Source organism: Kosakonia sp. ML.JS2a (assembly GCF_025642095.1).
Taxonomy (GTDB): domain Bacteria; phylum Pseudomonadota; class Gammaproteobacteria; order Enterobacterales; family Enterobacteriaceae.
This window is the reverse complement of record NZ_CP106754.1, coordinates 4482434-4498773: the sequence shown is the minus strand read 5'-3', so window position 1 is coordinate 4498773 and position 16340 is coordinate 4482434. Positions and strand designations below refer to the sequence as shown.

Genomic DNA, 16340 nt, shown 5'->3' with positions numbered 1-16340 from the left:
GACAAACACGTACCCGGAAAATCGCGGGTGAGCATCCTGAGCGCTCACTTTTAGCGGTCGACATTAACTATGGTAAAGGAGAGTCTTATGTTTCGTTGGGGCATTATATTTCTGGTTATCGCGTTAATTGCCGCCGCCCTGGGTTTTGGTGGTCTTGCAGGTACGGCAGCAGGCGCAGCGAAAATCGTCTTTATCGTCGGTATTATCCTGTTCCTGGTCAGCCTGTTCATGGGGCGCCGGCGTCCATAGCGCATTACACGCTTAAATTTCGGTTACATTAAAGCCAGTCCCTGTGACTGGCTTTGCTGTATCGGCAGGGGAATAATTGCGTTACTTTGTGAGATAACGCATCAGAAAGGAAAGCAGAGTGGGGCAGCATATTCCCGTAACGCTCGGCAACATTGCGCCGCTGGCGTTAAAACCATTTCGTCCCGGTCGCCTCGCACTGGTGTGTGAAGGCGGCGGTCAGCGTGGCATTTTCACCGCCGGGGTGCTGGATGAGTTTATGCGCGCGGAATTTAACCCTTTCGATCTCTACTTTGGCACGTCTGCCGGTGCGCAAAACCTCTCAGCCTATGTTTGTAACCAGCCAGGCTATGCGCGCAAAGTCATTATGCGCTACACCACCAAACGCGACTTTTTTGATCCGGTGCGGTTTGTCCGCGGCGGTAATCTTATTGATCTCGACTGGCTGGTCGAGTCCACCTCAAGCCAGATGCCGTTGGCGATGGATCATGCCGCCCGCGCCTTTGATACAGGCAAGGCCTTTTATATGTGCGCCTGCCGCCAGGATGACTATACGGCAGAGTATTTCGCCCCGACGCATCAGACATGGCTGGATTTGATTCGCGCCTCCAGCGCTATTCCCGGCTTTTACCGCCCGGGCGTCATGCTGGAAGGGGTGAACTATCTGGACGGCGGCGTCAGCGATGCCATTCCGGTGCAGGAAGCGGCGAAACGCGGTGCAAAAACGATCGTGGTGATCCGCACAGTGCCTTCGCAGATGTACTATACGCCGCAGTGGTTTAAGCGTATGGAACGCTGGTTGGGAGAGAGCAGTCTTCAGTCGCTGGTCAATCTGGTGCAGCATCATGAGAAAAGCTATTTAGCGATTCAGAAATTTATCGAAACCCCGCCGGGTAAGCTGCGTATTTTTGAGATCTATCCCCCCAAACTGTTGCATAGCATGGCGTTAGGCAGCCGTTTACCGGCGCTGCGCGACGACTACAAACTTGGCCGATTGTGCGGGCGCTATTTCCTCGCCACGGTGGGCAAACTGCTGGCGGAGACACCGCCGCTCATGCGCCATCCGCCCGTGCCTGCGACTCGCGTGGTGCCGCCTGCACCAGTGGCTAACGATGCTATTGATACACCACTGGTTATTGCGCCACAGGCCAATGATTTCCCCATTAACAAAGAGGATACGGCGTGAGTTTTCGCTTTATCGATACGCACTGCCATTTTGATTTTCCGCCCTTTACCGGTGATGAAGCTGCCAGCATTGCTCGCGCAGCGGAGGTGGGCGTTGAGCGCATTATTGTTCCGGCCATCAGTGCTGACTATTTTGCCCGCGTTTGCGATTTGGCCTCTCAGCACACCGCGCTGTACGCCGCGCTGGGGCTGCATCCGATTGTGATTGAAGCGCATACGTCGGAAAGCCTGGAAAAACTGGCGCATTACCTTGCCACAAAACCGGAGAAGGTGGTGGCGATAGGGGAGATTGGCCTCGATCTGTACCGTGATGATCCGCAGTTTAGTCGCCAGCAGCAGTTTCTGGATGCGCAATTACAACTGGCGAAGCGCTTCGATTTACCGGTGATCCTTCACTCCCGTCGCACCCATGACAAACTGGCAATGCATCTGAAAAAACAGGATCTGCCGCGCCGGGGCGTGGTGCACGGCTTTGCCGGAAGTTTGCAGCAGGCGCAACGCTTTATTGAGCTGGGCTACTGCATTGGCGTGGGTGGCACCATAACCTATCCGCGCGCCAGTAAAACCCGCGATGTTATGACCCGTTTACCGTTGTCTGCGCTGTTGCTGGAAACCGATGCCCCGGATATGCCGCTCAATGGTTTTCAGGGACAACCTAATCGCCCGGAACAGGCGGCGCGGGTCTTTGACACGCTCTGCGAGCTGCGCCCGGAAGCACCCGATGTCATCGCGCAGGCGTTGCTGGAGAATACGCGCCAGCTCTTTACATTACAGGTATAGCGCCGGGCGCAGTACCGTTGTGATGCCACGCGCCAGCAGCGCATCGGCCAGGGGTTCAATATCGTCAGCAGTAGCGCTGCGCCATGTCGCTGCCGCGCCGTAAACGCCGTGAGCATGAAACGCATTCAGACGTACGGGCACATTCCCTAACTGGTGGATAAACGCGGTAAGCGCATCAATGTGCGTCAGATAATCGCAGTGCTCCGGGATCAGCAGCAGGCGCAATTCCACAAGCTTATTTTCCGCTGCCAGCAGACGCAGGCTGGCTTTCACCTGCGCATTATCTCGCCCGGTAAGAAAATGGTGATGATCATTGCTCCAGGCTTTCAGATCGATCATCGCGCCATCACACACCGGCAACAGCTTACGCCAGCCGGTTTCACTGAGCAGGCCATTGCTGTCCACCAGGTTTTTCAGATGGCGTAATGACGGATCCGCACGCAGTGCGGTAAACAGCGCATGCAGAAACGGTAGCTGCAATGTGGCTTCGCCGCCGCTCACCGTGATGCCTTCAATAAACAGCGCGGCGCTACGGATGTGCGCCAGTACGGCGTCCACGCTCATCAACTGCGCCATCGGCGTGGCCTGTTGCGGGCACATATGCAGACAGGTGTCGCACTGCTGGCAAATAGGCGCATGCCAGTTAACCTTGCCGCCCGCCAGCGTTAATGCCTGATGCGGACAAGCGGGCACACATTCACCACAGTGATTACAGCGCCCGATTGTCCACGGATTATGGCAGTTCTTACAGCGCATATTGCAGCCCTGTAAGAACAACGCCAGACGGCTTCCCGGACCATCGACGCAGGAAAACGGGATGATCTTACTGACGAAAGCGCATCTGCTGTTCATGGCTTATCACGCGGGGTTGTCGTTCAAGGATGTGCGTGTTGCGCGCGGCTTCTTCACCCAGCCAGGTGGTGTTGATTCGCGAGCCCTCGGCGCGGTATTTTTCCAGATCCGAGAGGCGAACCATATAACCGGTGACCCGCACCAGGTCGTTGCCCTGCACGTTAGCGGTGAACTCGCGCATCCCCGCCTTGAATGCGCCAAGGCACAATTGCACCAGCGCGTGTGGGTTACGTTTGATGGTCTCGTCGAGGGTCAAAATGTCGCTGATACCGGCCTTGTACCATGCGTGGTGCGGTGCGACGGTCAGTAAATGCGTGATTGGATCCGGCTCATCGCCATAGGGCAGGCGCGCCCCCGGCGTGGTGCCAATATCGGAACTGATACCGGACTGCGCATGTAACATCGCGCGCTGTCGCCAGCCATGCTTCACGGGCGTGTTTTCTACAAAGTCCGCCAGTTGTTCGCTAATGCGGTAGCCAATGGCAGTGGCCTGTTCATCTTTGCCGTAGCGCGCACCCAGCACGCTTTTCTCACACAGAATGTTGACCGCTTCTGCTAACCCATACATGCCAAACATGGGCACAAAACGATCGGCGTCGATCAGACCCTCCCGTACCAGGAAGCTATGCTCAAAGAAACCGGATTGCTGGTAGAGAAAGTCGCAACGGGCATCAATGATGGCGATTTGTTGCTGGCAGTAGTGGGGGAGCTGGCGGCTGAAAAAATCCTCCAGCGAGTCACTGCGTTCGGCGATGACTTTCAGATTGAGCCGCACCAGTGTGCTACCGCCGCCGCCCAGAGGCAGAGAATTGTAACAACTGACGATGCCATAACCGCCTCTTGTGAAAATATTATCATTCACCGGGCCATTAGCAATGTGCGGTTTACTGCAGGTACAGATATTTTTCGCGACATTCAGCAACAGATCATCAGGGGTGATTTGCGGATCATAAATAAAGGTGAGATTCGGCGAAACCTGCTGTAATTCGGCATCCGCGCGCAAAATAGCGCGGGTGATGGGTGTGTCATTCGGGCCAATATTGGCGTGCATAAATGCATCTGGCAGGGTTCTGTCGAGATAGCGCCAGAAACGTTTTATTCGAATATCGATTTCTTCTTGTGTTATAATTCTAACATATGGTTGCAGCAGTGCGTCCAGTTGCCCGAGGTAAACCGGCATGGAGGTGACTGACGGAACATGATGATAAAGGATGGTCAGCAGAGAGAGGGCGTCATCCAGATCCTGAGCGCCTTCCAGTTCCAGCCAGGCGGATCCGTTGGCAAGGAATTTGGCGTAATCGGGCAGAACGTAGCGTGGTTTGTACGGGGCATGTCCCTCAAACATATCGCAGATCGCGCCCTCATCAAGCGCGGCGCGCGCGGCTTCCGGCAGCGCCGGATAGGGCAGGCTGTTCTCCGCCTCGAGGGCGAGAAAATGGCGCTTTTGTTCCACCGTGAGCGTTGGGCTGGTGACAATTTGCTGGCAACGCGACAGTGATAAAGGATCAACAGACTCGGACATCATCGTTCCTCTCCTTCCTTAAGTGGTGCAGAGAGTCTAAGAAAACCACCGTCTGTCGCTTTTGATCCCAGCGTACAGAAACGCAATCATCGTCGTTTTGAGCTTAAAAGTTTGATGAATGTCTCATTATGGTTTTGCAAAACTGCATTTGGTTTTCATTAACTGTGATGGGTGTCGAAGTGTAATGGTGGGTTAATGTTAGAATATTAACAGACCCGAACAAGAAATCGGCATTACGCCGTCGGAGAGAATATGACTGATTTAACTGCAAGCAGCCTGCGTGCGTTGAAACTGATGGACCTGACAACCCTGAACGATGATGACACGAATGAAAAAGTCATCGCGCTGTGCCATCAGGCGAAAACAGCAGTAGGCAACACGGCCGCAGTCTGCATTTACCCGCGTTTTATCCCGATTGCGCGCAAAACGCTGAACGCGCAAGGTACGCCGGATGTGCGCATCGCGACGGTCACGAACTTTCCACACGGTAATGATGATCTTGATATCGCGCTGGCGGAAACCCGTGCAGCCATTGCTTATGGCGCGGATGAAGTTGACGTGGTGTTTCCGTACCGCGCGCTGATTGCCGGGAACGAACAGATTGGGTTTGACCTGGTTAAAGCCTGTAAAGAGGCATGCGCAGCGGCGAACGTGTTGCTGAAAGTGATCATTGAAACCGGTGAATTGAAAGAGGAAGCGCTGATCCGTAAAGCCTCTGAAATCGCTATCAAAGCGGGTGCGGATTTCATCAAGACTTCTACCGGTAAAGTGCCGGTGAATGCCACCCCGGAAAGCGCGCGCATTATGCTGGAAGTGATCCGCGATATGGGCGTTGAGAAAACCGTCGGTTTTAAACCCGCAGGCGGCGTGCGTACGGCAGAAGATGCGCAACAGTATCTGGCGATTGCCGACGAGCTGTTTGGCGCAGATTGGGCCGATGCCCGCCACTACCGTTTTGGCGCGTCCAGCCTGCTGGCAAGCTTACTGAAAGCGCTGGGCCACGGCGACGGTAAAAGCGCCAGTAGCTACTGATAATGGCCTGATGGCGCTTCGCATATCAGGCTGAACAAACCAATATTTCGCCGGGCCGTTCTGTGGCCCGGCCCTCTCATTCCTCAGGGGGTACCATGTTTCTCGCTCAAGAAATTATTCGAAAAAAACGCGATGGTCTCGCGCTGAGTGATGAAGAAATCCGTTTCTTTATCAACGGAATTCGCGATAACACCGTTTCCGAGGGGCAGATTGCGGCCCTCGCCATGACCATTTTCTTCCACGATATGACCATGCCGGAACGCGTGTCGCTGACCATGGCGATGCGGGATTCGGGCACTGTTCTGGACTGGAAACAGCTTGATCTCAACGGCCCGGTGGTCGACAAGCACTCCACTGGCGGCGTTGGTGACGTGACATCGTTAATGCTCGGCCCCATGGTGGCGGCCTGCGGCGGCTATATTCCGATGATCTCCGGGCGCGGCCTGGGTCACACGGGCGGCACGCTCGACAAACTGGAAGCCATTCCTGGGTTTGACATCTTCCCGGACGACCAGCGTTTCCGGGACATTATCAAAGAGGTTGGCGTAGCGATTATCGGCCAGACCAACTCTCTTGCGCCGGCGGATAAACGTTTTTACGCCACCCGCGACATTACCGCGACGGTGGACTCTATTCCGTTGATCACGGCATCGATTCTGGCCAAAAAACTGGCAGAAGGCCTGGATGCGCTGGTCATGGATGTGAAAGTCGGCAGCGGCGCATTTATGCCCACCTATGCCCTTTCCGAACAACTGGCGGAAGCGATCGTGGGCGTAGCCAATGGCGCTGGTGTGCGAACGACTGCGCTGCTGACCGATATGAATCAGGTGCTGGCTTCCAGTGCGGGTAACGCAGTGGAAGTGCGCGAAGCCGTGCAGTTCCTGACCGGTGAATACCGCAATCCACGACTGTTTGATGTGACGATGGCACTGTGCGTGGAGATGCTGATCTCCGGCAAACTGGCGAAAGACGATGCCGACGCGCGGGCGAAGTTGCAGACGGTGCTGGATAACGGCAAAGCTGCGGAGGTCTTTGGTCGCATGGTCGCTGCGCAGAAAGGTCCGGTCGATTTCGTGGAAAATTACGCCAAATACCTGCCAACCGCGATGCTGAGCAAAGCGGTTTATGCCGATGACGAAGGGTTTATCAGCGCCATGGATACCCGTGCGCTGGGCATGGCGGTGGTATCGATGGGCGGCGGCCGTCGTCAGGCTACAGACAGCATCGATTACAGCGTTGGCTTTACCGAGATGGCCCGTTTGGGCGAGCGCGTGGATGGCCAGCGCCCGCTGGCGGTGATCCATGCAAAAGACGAAGCAAGCTGGCAGGATGCGGCGCAGGCCGTCAAAGCTGCGATTGTGATTGGCGACAGTGCGCCAAAAGAGACACCGACGGTCTATCGCCGCATCACCGAATAGCGATATACTGATCTGATCGCTTTTTTACAAAGCACAAGGTACGGAGAACATATGAAACGTGCATTTATTATGGTGCTGGACTCATTCGGCATCGGCGCGACTGAAGACGCGGATCGCTTTGGCGACGTGGGTTCCGATACCCTCGGTCATATTGCTGAAGTCTGTGCTAAAGGGGAAGCCGACATCGGGCGTAAAGGTCCGTTGAACTTGCCCAATCTTACCCGCCTGGGCCTGGCAAAGGCGCATGAAGGGGCCACGGGGTTTATCCCTGCGGGGATGGACGCCAATGCGGAAATCGCCGGGGCGTATGCCTGGGCGCATGAGCTCTCTTCCGGTAAAGATACGCCGTCTGGTCACTGGGAAATCGCCGGTGTACCGGTGCTGTTTGACTGGGGCTATTTTAGCGACACCGAAAACAGCTTCCCGCAGGAACTGCTGGATAAACTGGTGGCGCGCGCTAACCTGCCGGGTTACCTCGGTAACTGCCACTCTTCCGGTACGGTGATCCTCGATCAACTGGGCGAAGAGCACATGAAGACCGGCAAGCCGATTTTCTACACCTCGGCGGACTCGGTGTTCCAGATCGCTTGTCATGAAGAGACCTTTGGTCTCGATAAGCTGTATGAACTGTGTGAAATCGCCCGTGAAGAGCTGACCGAAGGCGGCTATAACATTGGTCGTGTGATTGCGCGTCCGTTTGTTGGTGATAAAGCCGGCAACTTCCAGCGCACCGGTAACCGTCATGATCTCGCGGTGGAACCACCGTCAGCCACCGTGTTGCAAAAACTGGTGGATGAGAAAGCGGGCCATGTGGTTTCCGTGGGTAAAATCGCCGATATCTATGCTAACTGCGGCATCACGAAAAAAGTGAAAGCCACCGGGCTGGATGCACTGTTCGACGCAACTGTGAAAGAGATGAAAGAAGCGGGTGATAAGACAATCGTCTTTACTAACTTCGTTGATTTTGACTCATCATGGGGCCATCGTCGCGATGTTGCCGGTTATGCTGGTGGTCTGGAGCTGTTCGACCGTCGTCTGCCGGAACTGATGGAACTGGTTGGCGAAGACGATATCCTGATCCTGACGGCGGACCACGGTTGCGATCCGACCTGGAAAGGCACAGATCACACCCGTGAGCATATTCCGGTACTGGTTTACGGCCCGAAAGTGAAACCTGGCTCGCTGGGTCACCGCGAAACCTTTGCGGATATTGGCCAGACGCTGGCGAAATACTTCGGCGTGTCTGATATGGAATATGGCAAGGCCATGTTCTGATGATTTTGGGCGGGATATTCCCGCCCTTGCTGTTTTAACGACAACGACATAAAGGAATTGACGATGGCTACCCCACATATTAATGCAGAAATGGGCGATTTCGCTGACGTAGTGTTGATGCCGGGCGACCCGCTGCGTGCAAAACACATTGCCGAGACGTTCCTCGAAGATTACCGCGAAGTGAACAACGTGCGCGGCATGCTGGGCTATACCGGCACCTATAAAGGCCGCAAAATCTCCGTGATGGGCCACGGTATGGGCATTCCGTCCTGCTCCATTTACACCAAAGAGCTGATCACCGATTTTGGCGTGAAGAAAATCATCCGCGTAGGTTCCTGCGGTGCGGTGCGTATGGATGTGAAACTGCGCGATGTGGTGATCGGTATGGGGGCATGCACGGACTCCAAAGTGAACCGCATGCGTTTCAAAGATCATGACTTCGCTGCTATCGCTGATTTCGACATGGTGCGTAATGCCGTCGATGCAGCAAAAGCGCTGGGCGTGGACGCGCGCGTGGGCAACCTGTTCTCCGCCGATCTGTTCTACTCGCCGGACGGTGAAATGTTTGATGTGATGGAAAAATATGGCGTGCTCGGCGTGGAAATGGAAGCGGCGGGTATTTACGGTGTGGCGGCGGAGTTTGGTGCGAAAGCGCTGACCATCTGCACCGTTTCCGACCATATCCGTACCCATGAGCAGACCTCTTCTGCTGAGCGTCAGACGACCTTCAACGATATGATCAAAATTGCGCTGGAATCTGTCCTGCTGGGCGACAAGGCGTAAGTTTCTCTTCTAAGGGCAGGTTCTCTGCCCTTTTTTATCTATTCACGAAACTGTTCATGCGCATTCACCACTGTCGGGGGCTGTTAACGCACCGCGCCGGCAATCCACGCCGAAAGCTCGCGCAACTCCTGTTCCTGTTCCGGGAAATCCATCAACAGTGAGTCACACTCCTGCGCCAGCATATCCGCCCGGTACAGGCAGCCCTGTAGCCGTGCTGCCAGCGCTTCCAGCGGTGCCGGGTTCAGGCTGTCGGTAAACACCTGCGTGCGGGTGATATGGCCTTTCTCAACGTCGAAATGCAGCTCGACGCCGCCCCAGCTAAAGCGCTCATCCAGCAGGTGGCTGAACGCGGGAGCCTGGCCAAAGTTCCACTCCCAACTGCTCTGACGCGCGAAGGTTTCAGCGAAATTGGGCAGATCCGGCGTTTTATCCGGCGAGATAATCTCTGCGTCTATCCGCTCACCGTAGTGCGCAAAAAACGCCTCAGTCACCGCATCACAAATTTTCGCGTGGGTAATGCCCGGCAGCAGATCCACCAGGTTCGCCACACGCCCGCGAACAGAGGTGATGCCTTTGGCTTGCAGCTTTTTCTTGTCCGGATTCAGGTAGTTAGCCAGACGGCTGAGATCGGCGTTTAACAGCAGGGTGCCGTGATGGAAACCGCGATCTTTGGTTTCGCGGTATGCGGATCCGGAGACCTTGCGGTCGCCTTCCGCGGTTTTTACTATCAGATCGTTGCGCCCGGAGGCCTCTGCCACGATGCCAAGTGCATTCAGCGCATTGAGCACGATTGCCGTAGAGATGGTTTTATCGTATTCCGGTTTCCCGGCCATAAAGGTAAAGCAGGTATTCCCCAAATCGTGGAACACCGCACCGCCGCCGCTGCTGCGACGCGCCAGGCGCACGTTATCTTCTTCCATACGTCGGGTATTGCACTCCTTCCACGGGTTTTGCGCCCGCCCGATCACCACCGTATCGGAATTACGCCACAAGAACAGCACCCGTTGTGTGGCAGGCATCTGGCGGAAGATGCACTCTTCGACCGCCAGGTTGAACCAGGGATCATAAGAGTCAGAGATAAGCAGACGAAGCGTCGACATAGCAGATTTCCTTTCTGTAACATTCAGTTATCTTGCCGGAGGCGGACAATTACTCTTTCTTTTCGGGTTCTTCTTCTTCCGGTACGGACTTGTTGGCTGTCAGCAAGAACGGCGATTGCTGCCAGCGGGTGCGTTTACCTTGTAGCAGGGTGCGGGCCAGAATCACGCCGATCGCCAGCGAGAGCAGTAACATCAGGCGCAGAATATTGGTGGTGTTATCCACCTGTTTGGCCTCGGTCGCCAGCGTGTGCGTATCCAGCGTCAGGCGCAGGTAGCCCAGTGGACCGCTTTTACCCTGAATGGGTTCGACGATCTGCTGATTAAAGTAACCGCCCGCTTTTTTGCCATCCAGCGCCAGCCGGTCGCGGACATCAATGCTTTCGCCGGAACGCGCCACCAGATCGCCTTCGGCATCGTATACGCCCGCATCAAGGATGCGGCTCTCTTCGGTTAACTGACGCAGCACGATGTCGATGCGTTTTTCATCCGGGGTTTCGGTGCGCATCAGCGGCGCGAGATTGAGCGTCACCTGGCGCGCCAGCGTTCTCGCCAGCTCTTCAAGCTGCGGGTTACGCTGGCGTTGGTGGTTTTGACTGAACCAGGACGCGCCCTGCATGAGCGCCACCAGTAACGCCAGACAGATAAGCACTGTCACTGCGCGGTGCAGTCGAAATTTAAGTTTTGCGCGAGCCATATTCCACCTGTTGAAAATTTGAGGCTTAATGTTGCCAGAAGCGCTGGTTACAAGGTAGCCTCATGCGTTATTTTCCCCTCCGATGCTTTCTGGCGCGAACGTTTTTACAGGAGCTTTAATGCCGAACAGTTTGACCTGGTGCGATCTGCCCGATGATGTTTCTCAGTGGCCGGGATTGCCGCTCTCTTTAAGTGGTGATGAGGTGATGCCTCTGGACTACCACGCTGGTCGTAGCGGCTGGCTTCTGTACGGGCGTCATCTGGACAAACAACGCCTGACAACCTACCAGCGTAAACTGGGCGCCGCCATGGTGATTGTCGCTGCCTGGGATGTGGAAGACTACCAGGTGATCCGTCTGGCGGGATCGTTAACGCCGCGTGCTTCCCGACTGGCGCATGATGAAGGCATGGACGTTGCGCCGCTGGGGAAAATCCCGCATTTGCGCTCGCCTGGGCTGTTGGTGATGGATATGGATTCCACCGCGATCCAGATTGAGTGTATTGATGAAATCGCCAAACTGGCCGGCACGGGTGAGATGGTGGCGGAAGTCACCGAACGCGCGATGCGCGGCGAGCTGGATTTTACCGCCAGCCTGCGCAGCCGCGTGGCGACGCTGAAAGGCGCGGACGCCAATATTCTGCTGCAGGTGCGCGAAAAACTGCCGCTGATGCCGGGTCTGGTGCAACTGGTGTTGAAGCTGGAAACGCTGGGCTGGAAAGTGGCGATTGCCTCCGGCGGTTTTACTTTTTTTGCGGATTACCTGCGCGACAAACTGCGCCTGACGGCGGCAGTGGCGAACGAACTGGAGATCATGGACGGCAAATTTACCGGCCAGGTGCTGGGGGATATCGTCGATGCGCAATACAAAGCCCGTACACTGAAACGCCTGGCGGAAGAGCACGAGATCCCGACAGCGCAGACGGTCGCGATCGGTGATGGGGCGAACGATCTGCCAATGATCAAAGCCGCCGGGTTGGGCATTGCTTTCCATGCCAAGCCAAAGGTGAATGAAAAGGCGGAAATTACCATCCGGCACGCGGATCTGATGGGCGTATTTTGTATTCTTTCCGGCAGTATTAATAAGAAGTAGAGGTGAGTGTGGCGAAAGCTCCGAAACGCGCGTTTGTCTGTAATGAATGCGGTGCGGATTACCCGCGCTGGCAGGGGCAGTGCAGCGCCTGCCATGCCTGGAACACCATTACGGAAATTCGTGTTGCTGCGTCGCCCACCGTGGCGCGCAATGAGCGTCTCGCTGGCTATGCCGGCAGCGCGGGCGTATCGAAAGTGCAAAAACTTGCCGATATCAGCCTGGAAGAGCTGCCGCGCTTCTCTACCGGTTTTAAAGAGTTTGACCGTGTGCTCGGCGGCGGCGTTGTACCCGGTAGTGCCATTCTGATTGGCGGCAATCCTGGCGCGGGCAAATCCACGCTGCTGTTGCAGACGTTGTGCAAACTCGCCGAACAGATGAAAACGCTGTACGTCACGGGGGAGGAGTCACTACAACAGGTGGCGATGCGTGCTCACCGGCTTGGGTTGCCGACGGCCAACCTGAATATGTTGTCGGAAACCAGTATTGAGCAAATCTGCATGATCGCGGAGGAAGAGCAGCCGAAACTGATGGTGATCGACTCCATCCAGGTCATGCATATGGCGGATATCCAGTCATCGCCGGGCAGTGTCGCGCAGGTGCGCGAAACGGCGGCTTACCTGACGCGGTTCGCGAAAACACGCGGCGTGGCGATTGTGATGGTCGGCCATGTGACGAAAGACGGTTCCCTGGCCGGGCCGAAAGTGCTGGAGCACTGTATTGACTGTTCGGTGCTGTTGGACGGCGATGCCGATTCCCGTTTCCGTACGCTGCGTAGCCACAAAAACCGTTTTGGCGCGGTCAATGAACTGGGCGTGTTCGCCATGACCGAGCAGGGGCTGCGTGAAGTCAGCAATCCCTCGGCCATTTTCCTCAGCCGCGGCGATGAAGTGACTTCTGGCAGCTCGGTGATGGTGGTGTGGGAAGGTACGCGTCCGCTGTTGGTCGAAATTCAGGCGCTGGTGGATCACTCGATGATGTCGAACCCCCGGCGAGTTGCGGTGGGCCTGGAACAAAACCGTCTGGCGATCCTGCTGGCGGTGCTGCACCGTCACGGTGGGTTGCAGATGGCGGATCAGGACGTGTTTGTGAACGTTGTTGGCGGGGTGAAGGTCACCGAAACCAGCGCCGACCTTGCGCTGTTGCTGGCGATGGTTTCCAGCCTGCGCGACAGACCGCTGCCGCAGGATTTGGTGGTGTTTGGCGAAGTGGGGCTGGCCGGTGAGATCCGCCCGGTGCCAAGTGGCCAGGAGCGTATTTCGGAAGCCGCCAAGCATGGTTTCCGCCGCGCCATTGTTCCGGCGGCGAATGTGCCGAAAAAAGTGCCGGAAGGGATGCAGATTTTCGGTGTGAAGAAGCTTGCGGATGCGTTAAGCGTCTTTGACGACTTATAATTGGCTAATGATTTTTGCAGGAGGCAACAATGTCGTCATTTGACTACTTAAAAAACGCCATTCGTCAGAAAGGCTGCACGTTACAACAGGTGGCGGATGCCAGCGGCATGACCAAAGGCTATTTGAGCCAGTTGCTGAACGCCAAGATTAAAAGCCCCAGCGCGCAAAAGCTGGAGGCATTACACCGCTTTCTCGACCTCGAATTTCCCCGTCGGGAGAAGAATATCGGCGTGGTGTTCGGCAAGTTTTATCCGCTGCATACCGGGCACATCTACTTGATCCAGCGCGCCTGTAGCCAGGTCGATGAGTTACATATCATCCTCGGCTACGATGACACCCGCGATCGCGAGTTGTTTGAAGACAGCGCCATGTCGCAACAGCCGACGGTAAGCGATCGTCTGCGCTGGTTATTACAGACCTTTAAATACCAGAAAAACATCCGTATTCATGCCTTTAATGAAGAGGGCATGGAGCCGTATCCTCACGGCTGGGATGTCTGGAGTAAGGGCATTAAGGCGTTTATGGCCGGGAAAGGGATTACGCCGAACTGGATCTACACTTCGGAAGAGTCGGATGCGCCGCAGTACTTGCAGCATCTGGGCATTGAAGCGGTGCTGGTGGATCCGAAACGCACCTTTATGAATATCAGCGGCTCGCTGATCCGCGAAAACCCGTTCCGCTACTGGGAATATATCCCGACAGAGGTGAAGCCGTTCTTTGTGCGTACGGTGGCGATCCTCGGCGGTGAGTCCAGCGGGAAATCGACGCTGGTCAATAAGCTCGCCAATATTTTCAACACCACCAGCGCGTGGGAATTTGGCCGCGATTATGTGTTCTCGCATCTCGGCGGCGATGAAATCGCTTTGCAGTATTCCGATTATGACAAGATTGCGCTGGGGCACGCGCAGTACATTGATTTTGCGGTGAAATATGCGAATAAAGTGGCGTTTATCGACACCGATTTCGTCACCACGCAGGCGTTCTGCAAAAAATATGAAGGGCGCGAGCATCCGTTTGTTCAGGCGCTGATTGATGAATACCGTTTCGACTTGGTGATCCTGCTGGAGAACAATACGCCGTGGGTGAATGATGGGCTACGCAGCCTTGGCAGTTCGGTGGATCGTAAAGAGTTCCAGGACATGCTGGTCTCGATGCTGCGGGAAAACAACATTGAGTTTGTGCGGGTAGAGGCGGCGGACTACGATTCGCGCTTCCTGCAATGCGTTGAGCTGGTGAAAGAGTTGATGGGGCCGTAGCCCCATCAGATTTATTTCGCGATACGTTTGTACTTAATACGTTTCGGCTCCAGGGCGTCTGCGCCCAGCGTACGTTTCTTGTACTCTTCGTATTCGGTGAAGTTACCTTCAAAGAACTCCACTTTACCCTCATCCTGATAATCCAGAATATGGGTCGCAATGCGGTCGAGGAACCAGCGGTCATGCGAGATAACCATCGCACAGCCCGGGAACTCGAGCAGGGCGTTTTCCAGCGCGCGCAGGGTTTCGATATCCAGGTCGTTGGTCGGTTCATCGAGCAGCAACATGTTACCGCCAACCTGCAGCAGCTTGGCCAGATGCAGACGACCACGCTCACCACCAGACAACTCACCAACGCGTTTGCCCTGATCGGTGCCTTTGAAGTTAAAGCGACCAACATAGGCGCGGCTTGGCATTTCGGTGTTGCCGATACGCATGATATCCAGCCCGCCGGAGACTTCTTCCCACACGGTTTTGCTGTTATCCATCGCGTCGCGGAACTGATCCACCGACGCCAGTTTCACCGTCTCACCCAGGGTGATGGTGCCGCCGTTCGGCTGCTCCTGACCTGACATCATACGGAACAGCGTCGATTTCCCCGCGCCGTTCGGACCGATAATGCCGACAATCGCCCCTTTGGGGACGGAGAACGACAGATTATCAATCAGCTGGCGATCGCCGTAGGATTTGCTGAGGTTGCTGACTTCCACCACTTTATCGCCCAGACGCGGTCCAGGTGGAATAAACAGTTCGTTGGTTTCGTTACGTTTCTGGTATTCGGTATTGTTAAGCTCTTCAAAGCGCGCCAGACGGGCTTTGCCCTTCGACTGACGGCCTTTCGCGCCCTGACGCACCCACTCCAGCTCTTTCTCAATGGATTTGCGGCGCGCCGCTTCCTGAGAGGCTTCCTGCGCCAGACGCTGATCTTTTTGCTCCAGCCAGGAAGAGTAGTTGCCTTCCCACGGAATCCCTTCACCGCGGTCCAGCTCAAGGATCCAGCCCGCAACGTTATCAAGGAAGTAACGGTCGTGGGTGATCGCCACCACGGTGCCTTCGAAGTCGTGCAGGAAGCGTTCCAGCCAGGCCACGGATTCCGCATCCAGGTGGTTGGTTGGTTCGTCGAGCAGCAGCATGTCCGGCTTTTCCAGCAGCAGGCGGCACAGTGCTACGCGGCGGCGTTCACCCCCGGAGAGGTTGGCGATTTTCGCATCCCAGTCTGGCAGACGCAGCGCGTCTGCGGCGCGTTCAAGCTGCACATTCAGGTTATGCCCGTCGTGCGCCTGGATAATCTCTTCAAATTTACCTTGCTGTGCGGCCAGCTTATCGAAGTCAGCATCCGGTTCAGCGTATTTGGCATACACCTCATCCAGACCTTTCAGCGCGTTAACCACTTCAGCGACGGCTTCTTCCACCGATTCGCGCACGGTCTGTTCCGGATTAAGCTGCGGCTCCTGCGGCAAATAGCCGATCTTGATGCCCGGCTGCGGGCGAGCTTCGCCTTCAATGTCTGTGTCGATGCCGGCCATGATGCGCAGCAGGGTAGACTTACCGGCGCCGTTAAGACCCAGCACGCCGATTTTTGCGCCAGGGAAGAAGCTTAGCGAGATATTTTTCAGAATATGACGTTTCGGCGGGACAACTTTGCCGACACGATGCATGGTATATACGAATTGAGCCACGTTGGACTTCGCCTCTTTTATCGTCATAGAAGGAGTA

At 55.7% G+C, this 16340-nt stretch carries 15 protein-coding genes; 10 read left to right on the top strand and 5 right to left on the bottom strand.

The window, feature by feature from the left end; genetic code table 11:
* Nucleotides 1-87 precede the first annotated feature (87 nt).
* The 3 genes from N7922_RS21200 (at nt 88) to N7922_RS21190 (ending at nt 2211) form a co-directional block, all read left to right on the top strand.
* Nucleotides 88-249 carry a DUF1328 domain-containing protein gene (locus N7922_RS21200; RefSeq protein ID WP_007373037.1) on the top strand — a complete coding sequence of 54 codons (162 nt, stop codon included), beginning with the start codon at nt 88-90 and terminating at the stop codon, nt 247-249.
* Nucleotides 250-367: 118 nt separating this feature from the next.
* Nucleotides 368-1432, top strand: coding sequence for a patatin family protein (locus N7922_RS21195; RefSeq protein WP_263098137.1), 1065 nt, complete (start codon nt 368-370; stop codon nt 1430-1432).
* Nucleotides 1429-2211 carry a TatD family hydrolase gene (locus N7922_RS21190; protein ID WP_263098136.1) on the top strand — a complete coding sequence of 261 codons (783 nt, stop codon included), beginning with the start codon at nt 1429-1431 and terminating at the stop codon, nt 2209-2211. Before N7922_RS21195 ends, N7922_RS21190 begins: the two co-directional genes overlap by 4 nt.
* On the opposite strand, the gene N7922_RS21185 is transcribed toward N7922_RS21190, so the two are convergent.
* Nucleotides 2200-3063 (bottom strand): YjjW family glycine radical enzyme activase, encoded by an 864-nt coding sequence (locus N7922_RS21185; protein ID WP_263098135.1) that lies wholly within the window; start codon nt 3061-3063, stop codon nt 2200-2202. The genes N7922_RS21190 and N7922_RS21185 overlap by 12 nt on opposite strands.
* The gene (locus tag N7922_RS21180) at nt 3035-4585 is read right to left on the bottom strand and encodes a YjjI family glycine radical enzyme (RefSeq protein ID WP_263100971.1); all 1551 of its coding nucleotides are present in this window, start codon (nt 4583-4585) and stop codon (nt 3035-3037) included. The genes N7922_RS21185 and N7922_RS21180 overlap by 29 nt, the downstream gene beginning before the upstream one ends.
* A 252-nt stretch (nt 4586-4837) precedes the next feature.
* On the opposite strand from N7922_RS21180, the gene deoC reads away from it, so the two are divergent.
* From deoC to deoD, 4 genes are all read left to right on the top strand, one after another.
* Nucleotides 4838-5617 (top strand): deoxyribose-phosphate aldolase, encoded by a 780-nt coding sequence (deoC, locus tag N7922_RS21175; RefSeq protein ID WP_263098134.1) that lies wholly within the window; start codon nt 4838-4840, stop codon nt 5615-5617.
* Nucleotides 5618-5712: 95 nt separating this feature from the next.
* Nucleotides 5713-7035 carry a thymidine phosphorylase gene (deoA, locus tag N7922_RS21170; RefSeq protein ID WP_263098133.1) on the top strand — a complete coding sequence of 441 codons (1323 nt, stop codon included), beginning with the start codon at nt 5713-5715 and terminating at the stop codon, nt 7033-7035.
* Between the two features lie 51 nt (nt 7036-7086).
* The gene (deoB, locus tag N7922_RS21165) at nt 7087-8310 is read left to right on the top strand and encodes a phosphopentomutase (protein WP_263098132.1); all 1224 of its coding nucleotides are present in this window, start codon (nt 7087-7089) and stop codon (nt 8308-8310) included.
* A 63-nt stretch (nt 8311-8373) separates the two neighbouring features.
* Nucleotides 8374-9093, top strand: coding sequence for a purine-nucleoside phosphorylase (deoD, locus tag N7922_RS21160; RefSeq protein WP_263098131.1), 720 nt, complete (start codon nt 8374-8376; stop codon nt 9091-9093).
* A gap of 83 nt (nt 9094-9176) precedes the next feature.
* Here deoD and lplA read toward each other — a convergent pair whose 3' ends face one another.
* Both lplA and N7922_RS21150 read right to left on the bottom strand, forming a co-directional pair.
* Complete coding sequence (lplA, locus tag N7922_RS21155) at nt 9177-10193, bottom strand: lipoate--protein ligase LplA (protein ID WP_263098130.1); 1017 nt, start codon at nt 10191-10193, stop codon at nt 9177-9179.
* Nucleotides 10194-10242: 49 nt separating this feature from the next.
* Nucleotides 10243-10887, bottom strand: coding sequence for a YtjB family periplasmic protein (locus N7922_RS21150; protein WP_263098129.1), 645 nt, complete (start codon nt 10885-10887; stop codon nt 10243-10245).
* A 118-nt stretch (nt 10888-11005) separates the two neighbouring features.
* Here N7922_RS21150 and serB point away from each other — a divergent pair, with 118 nt between their 5' ends.
* From serB to nadR, 3 genes are read left to right on the top strand one after another with little or no spacing between them, the layout of a single operon-like run.
* Nucleotides 11006-11977 (top strand): phosphoserine phosphatase, encoded by a 972-nt coding sequence (serB, locus tag N7922_RS21145; RefSeq protein WP_061497870.1) that lies wholly within the window; start codon nt 11006-11008, stop codon nt 11975-11977.
* A gap of 8 nt (nt 11978-11985) precedes the next feature.
* The gene (gene radA, locus N7922_RS21140; RefSeq protein ID WP_088237431.1) at nt 11986-13368 is read left to right on the top strand and encodes a DNA repair protein RadA; all 1383 of its coding nucleotides are present in this window, start codon (nt 11986-11988) and stop codon (nt 13366-13368) included.
* Nucleotides 13369-13397: 29 nt separating this feature from the next.
* Nucleotides 13398-14624 carry a multifunctional transcriptional regulator/nicotinamide-nucleotide adenylyltransferase/ribosylnicotinamide kinase NadR gene (nadR, locus tag N7922_RS21135; protein ID WP_263098128.1) on the top strand — a complete coding sequence of 409 codons (1227 nt, stop codon included), beginning with the start codon at nt 13398-13400 and terminating at the stop codon, nt 14622-14624.
* Nucleotides 14625-14635: 11 nt separating this feature from the next.
* Here the strand turns inward: nadR and ettA are convergent, their stop codons facing one another.
* Nucleotides 14636-16303 carry an energy-dependent translational throttle protein EttA gene (gene ettA / locus N7922_RS21130; protein ID WP_263098127.1) on the bottom strand — a complete coding sequence of 556 codons (1668 nt, stop codon included), beginning with the start codon at nt 16301-16303 and terminating at the stop codon, nt 14636-14638.
* Between the last annotated feature and the right edge of the window lie 37 nt (nt 16304-16340).